The organism is Flavobacterium bernardetii (assembly GCF_011305415.1).
In the GTDB taxonomy this organism is placed as follows: Bacteria; Bacteroidota; Bacteroidia; order Flavobacteriales; family Flavobacteriaceae; genus Flavobacterium; species Flavobacterium bernardetii.
Window position 1 is genome coordinate 96,912 of the sequence record NZ_JAANOQ010000006.1, and the last position, 14,853, is coordinate 111,764.

Sequence of the window (14,853 nt, forward strand, 5' to 3'; positions counted from 1 at the left end):
ACTAGAAAGGTGGCCGAGTGGCTGAAGGCGCACGCTTGGAAAGCGTGTATATGGCAACATATCGAGGGTTCGAATCCCTTCCTTTCTGCAAAAAACTAAGTGATGAAAATTAAAATATTGTTTTTTTTATGGATTCCGTTTTTTTGTTTCTCTCAAGAAATAAAACCAGCTGAGACGAATTTAACCGAAAAAGATTCACTTTACAGAGAAGACCAATTTTATGCGTCTTTAAGTTATAATTTAGTTCAGAACAGACCTTCTGGTTTTAAACAATTTTCTTTTTCACCAGGAATAACGTTTGGGTTTTTAAGAGATTTCCCAATTTCAAAAAACAGACATTGGGCCATTGCACCTGGTTTAGGGTATTCGTATAATAATATTAAACAATTTATTAATTCTGATGAACTTGCAGGTAATGATATTAGTGAACTTTCAGAAAACATTAGAACAGTTATTACCACTCACGGCATTGAAGTTCCTTTAGAAGTAAGATGGAGAAATTCTAATCCGACAAGTCATAATTTCTGGAGAATTTATACCGGTTTTAAAGCTACTTATGTATTTAATTCTAAATTAAAAATTCAATCTTCAGAAGGAACAACCAAAGAATCCATTTCAGAAGAAATTAATCGTTGGCAATATGGTGCTTATATTTCGGTTGGATTTAACACTTGGAATCCCTACGTCTATTACGGTTTGAACCCGATTTTTAAAGACGGCTCGAAGATGAGTAATTTTAATATTGGCTTTCAGTTTTACATACTATAAAACCAAACAAACACTTGCGGTAACGCACCAATAAACATTCCTGCTATTAATTCAATTGGCGTATGTGCTTTCATGTATAAACGTGAAGAAGCAACAAAACCTACACACATTATTAAATACGCAATAGTATAAGTCGCTTCAATTTCTAAATAACTGGTTAGCATCACAACGAAAACAAATAATGATGTAATGCCAATCATGTGTAAACTGGTTTTAAACCTCAACATAACGGAAACAAAAACCAAAAAAGAACTGATAAATCCGGCTTGAAAAAACTTATATAATTCAGGAAAATGAATTTCTAAAACTGTGAAATTCAACAAAATATACAACAATATGATTTGTATAAAAATGGGCAATCTTCTTTCTTCTATGGTAGCTTCAGTGAAAGATTTTACTTTTTTCAAAGCTTTTAACAACATATAAAAACTTATCGGTAAAAGTATCGTTAGTATGAAAATCTGAATGAAAGACAAATAGACTTCGAGTAGTAAGGAAATGTTTTTAGTAAATAAAAAATATAAGACAGCTCCATAAATTGAGATAAATATGGGATGAAAAATGTATGAAAACGGTTGTAAAAGGTATTTTGTTTTCAAGCTGAATAGTTTTTAGAAAATATCACTAAAGCTACATTTTTTTTCTCAAACGAGCCACAGGAATTTCTAATTGTTCTCTGTATTTCGCGATAGTTCTTCTAGCAATTGGAAAACCTTTTTCTTTTAACATGGCTGCTAAATCTTCGTCTGGTAAAGGTTTGCTTTTGTCTTCTTCCGCAATAACTCTTTCTAAAATGTTTTTAATTTCGATGGTAGAAACATCTTCTCCTTGGTCGTTTTTCATCGCTTCAGAAAAGAATTCTTTGATTAATTTCGTTCCGTAAGGCGTATCTACATATTTGCTATTTGCCACACGAGAAATTGTAGAAATATCTAAACCAATCATATCGGCAATATCTTTCAGAATCATTGGTTTTAACTTCGATTCTTCGCCGTCTAAGAAATATTCTTGTTGGAAATACATAATCGCATTCATCGTCACAAAAAGTGTTTCTTGACGTTGTTTAATCGCATCAATAAACCATTTCGCAGAATCTAATTTTTGTTTGATAAACTGAACGGCATCTTTTTGTGAATTCGATTTATCACTAGAGACTTTATACGTTTGCAACATTTCTTGATAATCTTTAGAAACGTGCAATTCTGGAGCATTTCTGCCGTTTAGAAGTAATTCTAATTCGCCATCTACAATTCGAATCGTAAAATCTGGAACTACGTGTTCCACCATTCTACTGTTGCTATCATAACTTCCTCCTGGTTTTGGATTTAGTTTTTCAATTTCATCAATGGCTTTTTTCAATTGCTCTTTCGTACAATCGAATTTTTGTAATAATTTATCGTAATGTTTCTTGGTGAAAGCATCAAATTGTTTTTCAATTACAGCAATCGCTAAATTTACAGAATCTGTTGGCGTTTTGTGTTTTAGTTGAATTAACAAACATTCTTGCAAATCTCTTGCACCAACACCAGAAGGTTCTAATTGCTGTACGATGTGTAAGATTCTATCTACTGTTTTTTCATCGGTATAGACACCTTGTGTAAACGCCATATCATCCACAATATCTTGAATCGTTCTTCTGATATAACCAGAATCTTCGATACTTCCGACTAAAAACTCTGCGATTTCTCTGTCGTTTTCCGTAAGAATAAACGTATTTAACTGATTAATTAAATCTTGATGAAAACTAACTTGTGCTTGCATGGGCATCGTTCTGTCTTCGTCGTCATCGCTATAATTATTGCTTTGGTATTTGTAATCTGGAGTTTCGTCGTTGCTTAAATATTCATCGATGTTGATGTCGCCAGTGTCAATTTGATCGTTGTCGTAATCGTCATAATTATCATCGTCATTTGAATTATCATTATAATCATCTAACGATTCATTATTGTCATCTAAACTTCCTTCTAAAGCTGGATTTTCAACCATTTCTTCTTGCAAACGTTGCTCAAAAGCTTGCGTAGGCAATTGAATTAACTTCATCAACTGAATTTGTTGAGGAGATAATTTTTGCGATAATTTGAAATTTAAACTGTGTTTTAACATTATATTTTGCTTTAAGCTGTATGCATTATGCTTTAAGCCTATTGCCTATTGCCTAATGCCTATTGCCTTATTAAAATTCTGCGTTATCTGGAGTTCTTGGGAAAGGAATTACGTCACGGATATTTGTCATACCAGTTACGAATAATACCAATCTTTCGAAACCTAATCCGAAACCTGAATGCACGGCTGAACCGAATCTACGAGTATCTAAATACCACCATAATTCTTCTTCATCTATACCTAAAGCTTTCATTTTTTCGATTAAAACGTCTAAACGTTCTTCTCTTTGAGAACCTCCAACAATTTCTCCAATTCCAGGGAATAAAATATCCATAGCTCTTACCGTTTCTTTTCCTGGTTCTGTTCCGTCATTTAAACGCATGTAAAACGCTTTAATTTTCGCAGGATAATCGAATAAAATTACTGGACATTTGAAATGTTTTTCAACCAAGAAACGTTCGTGTTCTGATTGTAAATCGGCACCCCATTCGTCAATTAAATATTGGAATTTTTTATTTTTATTTGGTTTCGAATTCTTTAAAATATCGATAGCTTCTGTATATGAAACACGTTTGAAATTGTTTTCTAAAACGAAATTCAATTTTTCTAATAACGGCATTTCGCTACGTTCTGCTTGTGGTTTGTTTTTTTCTTCTTCGATTAAACGGTTTTCTAAGAACTTTAAATCTTCAGAACATTTATCCATCGTGTATTTTATCACATTTTGAATAAAATCTTCTGCTAAATCCATGTTCGCAGCTAAATCATTGAACGCTACTTCTGGCTCAATCATCCAAAATTCCGCTAAGTGACGAGACGTATTTGAATTCTCCGCACGGAACGTTGGTCCGAACGTATAAACCTGACCTAAAGACATCGCATAAGTTTCTGCTTCTAACTGTCCAGAAACCGTAAGATTCGTTTGTTTTCCGAAAAAGTCTTCTTTGTAGTTTACTTTTCCTTCTTCTGTTCTTGGTGTATTGTCAAATGGTAAAGCCGAAACTTGGAACATTTCTCCAGCGCCTTCAGCATCTGAACCTGTAATAATTGGTGTATTTACATACACAAATCCTTTTTCTTGAAAATATTTATGCACCGCGAAAGACAACGTAGAACGCACACGCATAATCGCACCAAACATATTTGTTCTCGTACGTAAATGGGCATTTTCTCTTAAGAAGTCTAAACTTGGTTTGTTTTTGGGTTGTATTGGGAATTTTTCCGCATCAGAATCTCCTAGAATTTCTAGCTTAGTTACTTGAATTTCTACTTTCTGACCCGCACCTTGACTTTCCACCAAAGTTCCAATAACAGAAACAGCCGCTCCAGTTGTGATACGCTTTAACGTTTCTTCAGGCGTGTTTTCAAAATCTACTACACACTGAATATTATTAAGTGTTGAACCATCGTTTAAAGCAATAAACTGATTGTTTCTAAACGTTCTTACCCAACCTTTTGCGTTTACTTCTTGTATCGTTTTTGTATTTTCTAATAAATCTATAATTCTTATGTGCTTCTTCATCTTTTACTACTATTCATTTAAAGTGCAAATATAGTGCGAATTATTGAGTTTTAGAAATGTGTTTTTACAGTTTATTGTATTTAGGATTTTTGTATATTTGTATTACAAATATTTATAATATTATGGACTTAGCAACGAGAAAGTATAATTTTATTCAGGAAGTTTTTTCTATAGAAAATGAAATTTTTGAGAAATTAGAAAAGATTTTAAAAAAAGAGAAAACTGAAAAATCTGAAATCCCATTAGACCATAAGTTAGAACTTGAAAAACGTTTAGAAGAATATAGAAAAAATCCTGAAAACGTTTTAAATTGGTCTGATTTGAAAGAAAAATGGTAATGAAATATTCATTAAAATTAGTACCGTTTGTTTATAAAGATTTACAAAAAGCTAAAAAATGGTACACCACTATTAATCCTGAATTAGCAAACGATTTTAAAGAAAAAGTAAATCAGGAATTTGAATACATCAATCAATTTCCAAAAAATTATCAAAAAAAACATAACGAAATCAGACAAGCATTTGTAACAAGATTTCCTTATACCATTTACTACACCATTGAAGAAGAACTAAAAACCATTCTTGTAATTGGAGTTTTAGCACAAAAACAAAGTTTTGAAAAGATTAAGAAAAGAGTATAAAACAAATTTAACTTTTTAAAGCATAATTTTTTATTCCATATTTTTACGAAATGATTTTAGTTACAGGCGGAACAGGTTTAGTGGGTTTACATTTATTATTGCAACTTTCTCAAGAAAAGGAAGCGATTCGAGCAATATATAGATCGGAGAAAAAACTACAACACGTTAAAAATTTATTCCAAGCTGCAAACCAACTTGCTGCATTTGAAAAAATTGATTGGATGCAAGCTGATATTTTAGATGTTCCCGCGCTTGAATTAGCTTTTACAGATGTTACTTTAGTGTATCATTGCGCCGCTTTGGTTTCTTTTAATCCGAAAGACGAAGACAAACTCTATCAAAATAATATTGTTGGAACGGCGAATGTGGTTAACATTTCCCTTTCGAAAAACGTAAAAAAATTAGCGTATGTGAGTTCGATTGCTGCCTTAGGAAATGGAACAGAGCATAATTTAATCATCAACGAAGAAACGGAGAGAAATAATGAAGCAGTTAGAAGCGATTATTCGATTTCGAAATTTGGAGCAGAAATGGAAGTTTGGCGTGGCTTTCAAGAAGGTTTGGATGTGGTGATTGTCAATCCAGGTGTAATTTTCGGAAACGGATTTCCTAAAGAAGGAAGTTCATTATTCATTCAAAATATCAAAGACGGACAATCGTTTTATACTTTGGGCAAACTCGGAATTGTAGCTGTGGAAGATGTGGTAAAAGCCTTGACGACTTTAATGAAAAGCACCATTTCTGGAGAAAGATTTATTTTAGTTGCTGAAGATGTAACTTATAAAGAATTATTTGACCGCATTGCTGAGATTCTGAAACAAGTTCAGAATGACAAAAGAATAAAAAAACCGAAATATTTGGTCAAAAAATGGCAAGTGCAAGTTGCACGAATATTGGAATTTATTTTCGCAACCTTATTTTTTAGAAACAGAATGCTGAGCCAATCCACTATAAATTCTTTATACAATTTAGAAATTCATGATACGAGCAAAATCAAAAAAGCGATAGATTTTGAGTTTAGTAATATGAAAATGTATTTGAAAGGATTGATAGAAAAAACGAAATAAAAAAACCAGCCTAGTCTTGTCAACCTGAACTTGTTTCAGGTTCTCGCCTTGAGATTCTGAAACAAGTTCAGAATGACAAAATACAAACACAAAAAACCCTGCAAACTTATTATTTGCAGGGTTTTCTTTATTCTATATTCTTTAATATATTTTCTAAAAGAAACTTATACCTTCATTATTTCAGCTTCTTTAACCGCTAATACTTCTTCAATTTTTTTGATATACGAATCTGTTAATTTTTGAACAGAATCTTCAGCTACTTTACAAATATCTTCAGACGTTCCGTTTTTTTCTTCTTTTTTAATGTCGCTATTGGCGTCTTTTCTTGCGTTTCTGATACCTACTTTAGCATCTTCCGCTTCCGCTTTAGCTTGTTTTACTAATTCTTTACGTCTGTCTTCCGTTAATGCTGGAATACTTATGATAATATTATCACCATTGTTCATCGGGTTTAAACCTAAATTAGCAATCATAATCGCCTTTTCAATAGGTTGTAACATCGCTTTTTCCCAAGGCGTTACTGTTAATGTTCTTGCGTCAGCTGCCACAACATTTGCTACTTGAGACAAAGCGGTTTGTGCACCATAATAATCTACAAAAACACTTCCTAACATTTGAGGAGACGCTTTACCTGCTCTGATGTTTAAAAATTCTTTTTCTAAATGCGCTACAGATCCATTCATAGATTCTTTAGCACTGTCGATAATAAAATTAATTTCTTCTGTCATAATACTCTTGTTTCAAGTTTCAAGTTTCAGGTTAAAACACATGTTCTATTTCCTATCTAACTCTTACTAACTTTATATTTCTAAATTCGTAAATCCTAATTCTAAATTCGTAATTAGATAGTAACCGTTGTTCCTACTGTTTCTCCGTTACAAATTTTAAGTAAGTTACCTTTTTTGTTCATATCGAAAACAATAATTGGTAATTTATTTTCTTGACTTAATGTGAAAGCTGTTGTATCCATCACATTTAATCCTTTTGCTAATACGTCATCAAATGTAATCGTATCGTATTTTACTGCATTTGTATCTTTTTCAGGATCAGCTGTATATACTCCATCTACACGTGTTCCTTTTAAAATCACATCACAACCCACTTCAATTCCTCTTAAAACGGCAGCAGTATCTGTTGTGAAATAAGGATTTCCTGTTCCAGCTCCAAAAATTACAATTCTTCCTTTTTCTAAGTGACGCGTTGCCCTTCTTTTGATATATGGTTCTGCAATGGCTTCAATTTTTAAAGCAGTTTGCAAACGAGTTGGCATTCCAGCATCTTCTAAAGCGCCTTGTAACGCCATTCCGTTAATTACTGTCGCTAACATTCCCATATAATCACCTTGTACGCGATCCATACCATTACTAGCACCTGCTACACCTCTAAAAATATTTCCTCCACCAATTACAATCGCAATTTCTACACCTTGATCGTGAATTTGCTTAATTTCTGAAGCATAATCTGCTAAAGTTTTAGGATCAATTCCGTATTGTCTCTCGCCCATTAAGGCTTCTCCGCTTAATTTAAGAAGGATTCTTTTGTAACTCATTGTGTTGGATTATTTGATTTTTGTTTACAGAATTAACAATTCTGAAATTCTGATGCAAATATAGTTAAATAGCTCTTTTCTAAAAAATATGTTTTTAACATTTATGTGACTAAATTTTCAAAACTTCTTTTGGCTTCGTCATAACCAATTTTATATATCGAATCCATCTTTGATTTATTAGTTTCAAACGTATTAAAATTAGCTAATTCTTTGGGTTCGATAATTAAATCACAATAATTAAATTTTTGAAAACTGGAATTGGCTGTCAATAATTCAAGCGCTCTATAAGTTACCGATTTTATAGAATTTAGATTTTTAGCTTCCAAATTTTGTACCGGACTCACATAAACGCCAATAATAGATTCGCATTTTCCGACTAATAAATCGGCAGGAAAATGATTTAAAATTCCACCATCGCTAAATAAATCTCCATTTATGACATAAGGCGAAATCATTCCTGGAACGGCAGTTGAAGCTAAAATAGCATCTACAATTTTAGTTTCCGGGCTAAAGATTTTCAATTTTCCTTTCACCATATCTGTTGCTGTTATGTAGGTTGGAATTTCTAATTCACCTAAAGTAACATCGCCAAATATTTCATGAAAATAATGTTTAAACGAATCAGAATCAACAATTCCGGCTTTTTTGAAAGTAAAATGTTTCCAATGAAAAAAGTAAATAGATTTAAAAAATTCTAAAATTTCTTCTGGTTTTTTACCAAAAGCATACATCGCACCAACAATAGCACCTGCACTAGAACCAGCAATACATGTTGGCTTAATGTTTTGTTCGTGAAAATATTGCAGTACGCCTGCATGCGCAATTCCTTTAGAACCACCACCCGAAAAAACGAAACCATTATTTTTTGTATTACTTTTCATTATTATAAGATTATCTATACAAAAGTAACGAATAATACAGAAGAAATATTATGTGTAACTTATATTACACAATTCCTCATTAATTATTTTTAATTTTGTAGAAACAATACATCAATTATGATATCTATCATCCAATCTGCGTTACAAAACAGTCTTTCTTATAGTGCATACCGAACTTTAGTTTCGAAATTAATTGACGATGGAAAATCGACAGGAAATGAACAAAGTGCCGATTTGTTACATTATTCAGAATTGAATGAAGTACGCATGAACCGTTTAGAGAAAACCTTGAAAATGGATTCGGAAGTTCTTGAAAAACTACAAAATTTAAAATCGAAACAAACTTGGTTAGTGATTTCCGAAGGTTGGTGCGGTGATGCCGCTCAAATTTTACCGATTATCAAATTAATGGCTGAGGCTTCTGAAAATATAGATTTGAAAATTGTGTTACGTGATGAACACGAAGATTTAATCAACCAGTTTTTAACAAATGGCGCGAAATCAATTCCTAAACTACTGATTTTAGATGAAAATGCAAACCTAATCAATCATTGGGGACCACGACCAGAAGGTGCGAAAAACCTAATTATCGATTACAAAGCGAAACACGGAATTGTAGATGAACCTGCAAAAATCGCGTTACAAAAATGGTATTTGGACGATAAAGGAATTTCTACAATGAAGGAGATTGTTGCAATGCTTCAATAAAAGCTTCCGGTTCCACAGCATTATCTACCGAATAATCACCGATTTTTGTTCTACGAAGTGCGGTTAAATGTCCGCCTGAATTTAAAGCTAAACCAAAATCGTAAGCAATTGAACGAATGTATGTTCCTTTGCTACACACAATTCTGAAATCGATTTCTGGTAAGGCAATTCTGGTAATTTCAAATTCTGAAACCGTTACTTTTCTAGTTTTAATTTCGACTTCAATTCCAGCACGAGCAGATTCGTACAAACGTTTTCCATCTTTTTTAATTGCTGAAAAAACAGGTGGTTTTTGATCGATTTCACCAATAAATTTCGGTAAAGTATCGTGAATTAATGCTTCTGTAATATGTTCGATTGGAAATCTTTCGTTGATTTCTGTTTCTAAATCGTATGAAGGTGTTGTGGCTCCAACTGTGATTGTTCCGGTATACTCTTTGGCTTGACCTTGTAATTCTTCAATTCTTTTCGTGAATTTTCCGGTACAAATTATCAATAAGCCTGAAGCTAATGGATCTAACGTTCCCGCATGTCCAATTTTGAATTTTTTGGGTAGTTTTAATTCTTTAATTAAACCAAACTTTAATTTATTTACTGCTTGAAAAGACGACCATTTTAGTGGTTTATCTATCAATAAAATCTGCCCTTCTAAATAGTCTTCTGGAGTCATTATTTGTATAAATTAAAGTAAGCTAATAACAGAATTCCTGCGATAATTCGATACCAACCCCAAGGTTTAAATCCGTATTTTTTGATGATTTCTATAAAAAATTTAATCGCTAAAACCGCTACCACAAAGGCAACAACATTTCCAACAATAAACATTTTAGTATTTTCTTCTGATTTTAGAATTAATTCGAAACCTTTTAAACCGCTTTTATCATATGTTTTCAAAAACACTGAATAACAGGTTACCGCTAACATAGTTGGCACCGCTAAAAAGAACGAAAACTCAGCCGCGGCTTGGCGTGTTAAACCTTGCTGCATACCACCAATTATACTCGCAGCACTTCTACTAGTTCCTGGCATCATGGCTAAACATTGCCAAAAACCAATAGCTACGGCTTTTTTAATCGTAATATCTTCTTCTTTGTGAATGGTTGGACTTTGAAAAAATCTATCAATAAATAATAAAATAATTCCACCTATAATTAATACAATGGCAATTGGAGTTGGATGTTCTAAAACAGCTTCGATTTTATCATCGAATAATTTTCCTAAAATTAAGGCTGGAACTACCGCACAAGCTAATTTGATGAAGAATTGTAATTTCGAGAAATCGAAAAACTTTTTCCAATACAACACTACAACCGCCAAAATGGCTCCGAATTGTATAGATACTTGAAATAATTTCACAAATTCTTCTTTTTCAATTCCGAAATAAGAACTCGTAAATATCATATGACCTGTTGAAGAAACCGGCAAATATTCCGTTAAACCTTCAACAATGGCGATAATAATAGCTTGTAGTAAATCCATAAGGCAAAAATAATATTTATTTTATAATTACTAGTTAATAATTTTTTATACTTTTATAAATATCGTAAGCGCCAAATCTAAATGAAATTTACTAGATTTTTTCTTTTACTCTTTTTTTATTCTTCTATATTATTGTCTCAAAAACAAACTGATTTTGAGGCTGTACAAAAGCGTGTTCAAAAAAACTATTTTACCGAACCAAAAGCAGCGCTAAAAGATGTCATTCTATTAAAAAAATTAGCCAAAACAAATGTTGAAAAAAACACAGCTTATCAATATTTGGGTTATGTACACAATTTTTTAGGCAATACAGACTCTACTAGATTTTATATACAAACCAGGTTAAATTTTGCTAAAAAACATTTTAAACACACCAAAGATTATTACCAAGCTATAATCGATTATTCCAATCAAGGAATGGAAATTATTGACAGCTATGTTTTAATTAAAGAACTAACTGAAGGATTAAGCGATATTAATGAACAAAAATTTCCTAAAGAAAAAGGATTGATGTTTATGCTATTAGGCGATATTTTACTTAGAGATGGAGAAGTAGATAAAGCCAACAATTATTTTGACAAATCATTTGGCTTAATAACAGGGAAATTAGTTAAAGTAGATTATTATGTACGAAAAAGCAGCATTAGTATCAAAAAACAAAATTATAAAGAATCTAAAGAGTTTTTATTAAATGCGCTGAACTATGTAGATAAAAAACACAGCTATGCATATCCGATAATTTTAAACAAATTAGGCTATACCTATGTGATGCTTAAGGACACAAAAAAAGCAAAAGAAACCTTATTAGAATCTGTAAATTTTCAAAACAAAAATGGATTTAACAATCTAACATCAGAAGCGTATTTGAACTTGTATTATTTAGCAAAACTTCAAAACAACCCTACTTTAGAAAAAGACTATTTAACTAAAGCTTTGGAAGCTAATGAAGATGACATTTATTTAAAAAAAGATATTTATTTAGGATTTAAAACATTTTACTCAAAACTCGGAGATTTGGATAACGAAAACAACTATTCCATAAAGTTCAACAAAATAAATGACAGCATATTAAATCTAGAAAGAGGAAAATTAAAATCAGATATTGAATCGCGATTTCAATTAAAAGAAAGCATAAAAGAAATAAGTCATAAAGAAAATATCATTAAAAAAGATGCGAGAATAAAAGTATTGTATGGTTTAGGTATAGGTTTACTTTTTATTTTAATTGTTATCCTACTTTTTATTTATTTTTATAAAATAAGTATTCAAAAAAAATTAAGAAAAAGTCAGAAAAAGTTACATGATGAGCAATTAAAATTAATGCAAGAAGATCAAAGACGAGAAATTATTAAGGAAAAATTTAATGAAAGAAAAAAACTTTCTATGGAGTTACATGATGGTATTGCTAACGAAATTGGTTCCCTAAAATTAAATATTTCCAACGACTCCGAGTTAAATAACGAAAATCTAGATGCTATACTTTCTAAAATAGACAAGCTTTATAAGGATGTTAGGAATTTTTCTCACGAACTAGATCCTGAAAACATTACAGAAGTTGAGTTTTCACAATTGGTAAACAATTTATGTTCATTAATTGAAAGGAAAGGAATCAAAACAAATAAAAAATTACTCATCACAAAAGACATAGATAGTTTAGACGAAGCTGTTTTAATTAACCTATATAGAATTTTACAAGAAATAATTAATAATATAATCAAACATGCAAATGCAACTGAAGTTCAGCTTGAAATATATGAAGATGATGAGGAATTAATATTTTTTGTAAAAGATAATGGCGTTGGATTAATTAATAAATCTATAGAAAAAACAGGTATTGGGCTAAATAACATAAAGAAGAGAGTAGAATTTCTTCATGGAACCTATGAATTTACTAATATAGAAAATGGCACAACAATATTAATTAAAATACCAAAAAAGACAAAATAATGATTTATTAGTTACCCCTGAAAACAGTTACTTAATGTTGTTTAATTATGGTGAATTTTGCTAATATTAATTAAAAATTCAAGCTTTATGAAAGTAACTCTATTTTATTTTTATACGTTAATCCTTATTTTGGGACCAATTTTGCCTTTAAATGCTCAAAGTAATTCAGCACAAAACGTAGATGATTTATTAACAAGCACACAATGGAATTCCCTCTTTCCCAAAAGAGCTGGAACCTATGGAGCACATCCTCAAGGTTACACAACCGATTTTTATTCTTATCTAAATTTTAAACAAGCCGTCACAGAAATGAGTGACTATTTAGTTCAAATTAGAAAAAAGCCAGGTGTGTGGGGAGAATTAACAACTATTACAAAAAAGTCAACCAATCAAACCTATAACTATTCACAAGTGGATAGCTGGTGGTATACAAATTCGACACCTGAAGTTGTAATAAATGTGGATTTTGCTGATTTTGTAAATACAAATTCCGCTTATAACAACAAACGAGAATTAGCTGCTTTTTTAGCTAACATTTCAAAAGAAACAACTGGTGGATGGCAAACTCCTGTGGGTGGAAATTCGGCAGGTGATTATGCGCAATGGGGTTTATACTTTGTCCATGAAGTAGGTTTGACTTCCGCTAACTGTAATAGTAATGTTTATAGTGATTCTGGAAATTTGGATTATCCTCCAACTCCTGGGCAATGTTATTATGGTAGAGGTCCCATCCAATTATCTTGGAACTATAATTACGGTCAATTTAGTAAGTTTCTTTATAATGATAAATATATTCTATTGAATAATCCAAATTTAGTGCAGCAAGATGGCGTTTTAGCATTTAAATCTGCTATTTGGTTTTGGATGATGCCGCAATGTCCTAAACCTTCCTGCCATCAAGCCATGCAAGAATTATGGTTGCCTCAAACGGGAGAATATACCTCAACAAAAATGTATAAAAAAGGATTTGCACATACAAACAACATAATTAATGGTGGTTTAGAATGTAGAAATACTTCAACAGCAGCTTTCACACAAAAAGTAGTATTGCGATCAGAATTGTATAAATATTATTTATCTATTTTAGGATTAACACCAACTGAAATTACTTTAGAAGATTCTGGAAATTATTCTACTTTGTGTTATGAAAATAGTTCCAATACTATGCAAGACTATCTAAGTTGTTCGCAAGTTGTTTTGAATACTGAAAATTTTGATTTAAATTTATTTGAGATTTATCCAAATCCAGGAGATAATGAATTGTTTGTAAATCACAGCGACGTCATAAATTCTATAGAAATATATAATACATTAGGACAAAAAATAAAAACATTTCAACCCAATTCACTAAATGTTAAATTAAATACTGAAAATTTTCCATCAGGATTTTATTTAATACATATCAAAAGTCAAAAAAATCAGGCTGTTATAAATTGGGTAAAAAAATAATCACAAATTAAAAACATGAAACACTTTTACGTTTTAATTGTTTTATTTAATCAGGTATTATGAATCAAAAAATATTAATTGTTGATGACCATAAAGTTTTCTCCGAAAGTTTAAAAATGGTTTTAGAAAACCATGGTTTCGATGTTAAAAATATTAATAATGCAGAAATAGCCTTAAAATATTTAAAATCGGAAGCTTATGATATTGTTATCACTGATGTAGAAATGCCTGAAATAAATGGTTTTGATTTTATAAAAAAGATCAAAACCATTGAAAGTGATTTGCCAAAAATTCCTAAATATATTATTCTAACTAGTTACTCGAAAATTAAAGTTTTTAAACAATTTTACAACCTAGGAGTAAATGCTTATTTAAGTAAAAATGTATCCCAATTAGAATTATTGAATGTGATAAAAAAAGTATTGAAAAACGAAAAATACTTTGAAAAATCAATTTACGATGCATTTATTAGCGCTAATACAGAATCAAATTCTGTAGAATTTACAACACGCGAATTAGATGTACTTCAATTAATATTAGAAGAAAAAACAACTAGTGAAATTGCTGAAAAACTTAAAATCTCTCCATTTACAGTTGAAGGTCATAGGAAAAATTTAATGCAGAAAACCAATTCAAAAAATGTGGTTGGATTAATTAAATATTCTTTGCTAAATAATATATTTTAAACATGCAATCGTTTCTTTTTCCAAAAAAAATCAAAAAAATAATAATAAGTTGTT

Annotated in this window: 16 protein-coding genes and 1 tRNA gene; 9 read left to right on the forward strand and 8 right to left on the reverse strand. The window is 31.0% G+C overall.

Translation table 11 applies throughout. The annotated features are described in order from the left end of the window. Positions 1-3: 3 nt before the first annotated feature. Both G6N05_RS11550 and G6N05_RS11555 read left to right on the forward strand, forming a co-directional pair. Positions 4-88: transfer RNA gene (locus G6N05_RS11550), tRNA-Ser, on the forward strand. 14 nt (positions 89-102) lie between these two features. Continuing rightward, entirely contained in the window at positions 103-768 is a 666-nt protein-coding gene (locus G6N05_RS11555; protein ID WP_166129199.1) for a porin family protein, read from the forward strand. Here G6N05_RS11555 and G6N05_RS11560 read toward each other — a convergent pair. The 3 genes from G6N05_RS11560 to asnS all read right to left on the reverse strand — a co-directional run bounded on the left by G6N05_RS11560 (position 756) and on the right by asnS (position 4,393). Further along, positions 756-1,367: a hypothetical protein gene (locus G6N05_RS11560; RefSeq protein ID WP_166129202.1), complete on the reverse strand. Its 612-nt coding sequence runs from the start codon at positions 1,365-1,367 to the stop codon at positions 756-758. The two genes, G6N05_RS11555 and G6N05_RS11560, sit on opposite strands and share 13 nt — an antisense overlap. 31 nt (positions 1,368-1,398) lie before the next feature. Continuing rightward, positions 1,399-2,871: an RNA polymerase factor sigma-54 gene (rpoN, locus tag G6N05_RS11565; RefSeq protein WP_166129206.1), complete on the reverse strand. Its 1,473-nt coding sequence runs from the start codon at positions 2,869-2,871 to the stop codon at positions 1,399-1,401. Between the two features lie 70 nt (positions 2,872-2,941). After that, entirely contained in the window at positions 2,942-4,393 is a 1,452-nt protein-coding gene (asnS, locus tag G6N05_RS11570) for an asparagine--tRNA ligase (RefSeq protein ID WP_166129210.1), read from the reverse strand. A gap of 122 nt (positions 4,394-4,515) precedes the next feature. Between asnS and G6N05_RS11575 the strand changes: the two genes are divergently transcribed. Genes G6N05_RS11575 through G6N05_RS11585 form a run of 3 tightly spaced genes read left to right on the forward strand, consistent with a single transcriptional unit; the run spans position 4,516 to position 6,100 of the window. Next, positions 4,516-4,731 (forward strand): addiction module protein, encoded by a 216-nt coding sequence (locus G6N05_RS11575; RefSeq protein ID WP_225875171.1) that lies wholly within the window; start codon positions 4,516-4,518, stop codon positions 4,729-4,731. Further along, the gene (locus tag G6N05_RS11580) at positions 4,731-5,033 is read left to right on the forward strand and encodes a type II toxin-antitoxin system RelE/ParE family toxin (protein WP_166129217.1); all 303 of its coding nucleotides are present in this window, start codon (positions 4,731-4,733) and stop codon (positions 5,031-5,033) included. The genes G6N05_RS11575 and G6N05_RS11580 overlap by 1 nt, the downstream gene beginning before the upstream one ends. A gap of 50 nt (positions 5,034-5,083) precedes the next feature. Continuing rightward, on the forward strand, positions 5,084-6,100 hold the full coding sequence (locus tag G6N05_RS11585) for an NAD-dependent epimerase/dehydratase family protein (protein WP_166129221.1): 1,017 nt from the start codon (positions 5,084-5,086) through the stop codon (positions 6,098-6,100). 164 nt (positions 6,101-6,264) lie between these two features. Here the strand turns inward: G6N05_RS11585 and frr are convergent, their stop codons facing one another. From frr to G6N05_RS11600, 3 genes are all read right to left on the reverse strand, one after another. Beyond that, positions 6,265-6,828, reverse strand: coding sequence for a ribosome recycling factor (frr, locus tag G6N05_RS11590; RefSeq protein ID WP_166129224.1), 564 nt, complete (start codon positions 6,826-6,828; stop codon positions 6,265-6,267). A gap of 113 nt (positions 6,829-6,941) precedes the next feature. Next, on the reverse strand, positions 6,942-7,649 hold the full coding sequence (gene pyrH, locus G6N05_RS11595) for a UMP kinase (protein WP_166129228.1): 708 nt from the start codon (positions 7,647-7,649) through the stop codon (positions 6,942-6,944). A gap of 101 nt (positions 7,650-7,750) precedes the next feature. Then, complete coding sequence (locus tag G6N05_RS11600; protein ID WP_166129232.1) at positions 7,751-8,530, reverse strand: patatin-like phospholipase family protein; 780 nt, start codon at positions 8,528-8,530, stop codon at positions 7,751-7,753. A 117-nt stretch (positions 8,531-8,647) separates the two neighbouring features. Here G6N05_RS11600 and G6N05_RS11605 point away from each other — a divergent pair, with 117 nt between their 5' ends. After that, positions 8,648-9,238, forward strand: a complete 591-nt coding sequence (locus tag G6N05_RS11605) for a thioredoxin family protein (RefSeq protein WP_166129236.1) — start codon at positions 8,648-8,650, stop codon at positions 9,236-9,238. Here the strand turns inward: G6N05_RS11605 and truB are convergent. Together truB and G6N05_RS11615 are read right to left on the reverse strand one after the other, a co-directional pair. Continuing rightward, positions 9,204-9,908 (reverse strand): tRNA pseudouridine(55) synthase TruB, encoded by a 705-nt coding sequence (truB, locus tag G6N05_RS11610; protein WP_166129239.1) that lies wholly within the window; start codon positions 9,906-9,908, stop codon positions 9,204-9,206. The genes G6N05_RS11605 and truB overlap by 35 nt on opposite strands. Next, positions 9,908-10,717, reverse strand: coding sequence for an undecaprenyl-diphosphate phosphatase (locus tag G6N05_RS11615; RefSeq protein ID WP_166129243.1), 810 nt, complete (start codon positions 10,715-10,717; stop codon positions 9,908-9,910). The genes truB and G6N05_RS11615 overlap by 1 nt, the downstream gene beginning before the upstream one ends. 81 nt (positions 10,718-10,798) lie before the next feature. On the opposite strand from G6N05_RS11615, the gene G6N05_RS11620 reads away from it, so the two are divergent. From G6N05_RS11620 to G6N05_RS11630, 3 genes are all read left to right on the forward strand, one after another. Then, positions 10,799-12,664 carry a tetratricopeptide repeat-containing sensor histidine kinase gene (locus G6N05_RS11620; RefSeq protein WP_166129247.1) on the forward strand — a complete coding sequence of 622 codons (1,866 nt, stop codon included), beginning with the start codon at positions 10,799-10,801 and terminating at the stop codon, positions 12,662-12,664. 87 nt (positions 12,665-12,751) lie between these two features. After that, a complete protein-coding gene (locus tag G6N05_RS11625; RefSeq protein ID WP_166129250.1) occupies positions 12,752-14,113 on the forward strand; it encodes a glycoside hydrolase family 19 protein in 1,362 nt (453 codons plus the stop codon). A 59-nt stretch (positions 14,114-14,172) separates the two neighbouring features. Continuing rightward, entirely contained in the window at positions 14,173-14,799 is a 627-nt protein-coding gene (locus G6N05_RS11630) for a response regulator transcription factor (protein WP_166129255.1), read from the forward strand. Positions 14,800-14,853: the final 54 nt, after the last annotated feature.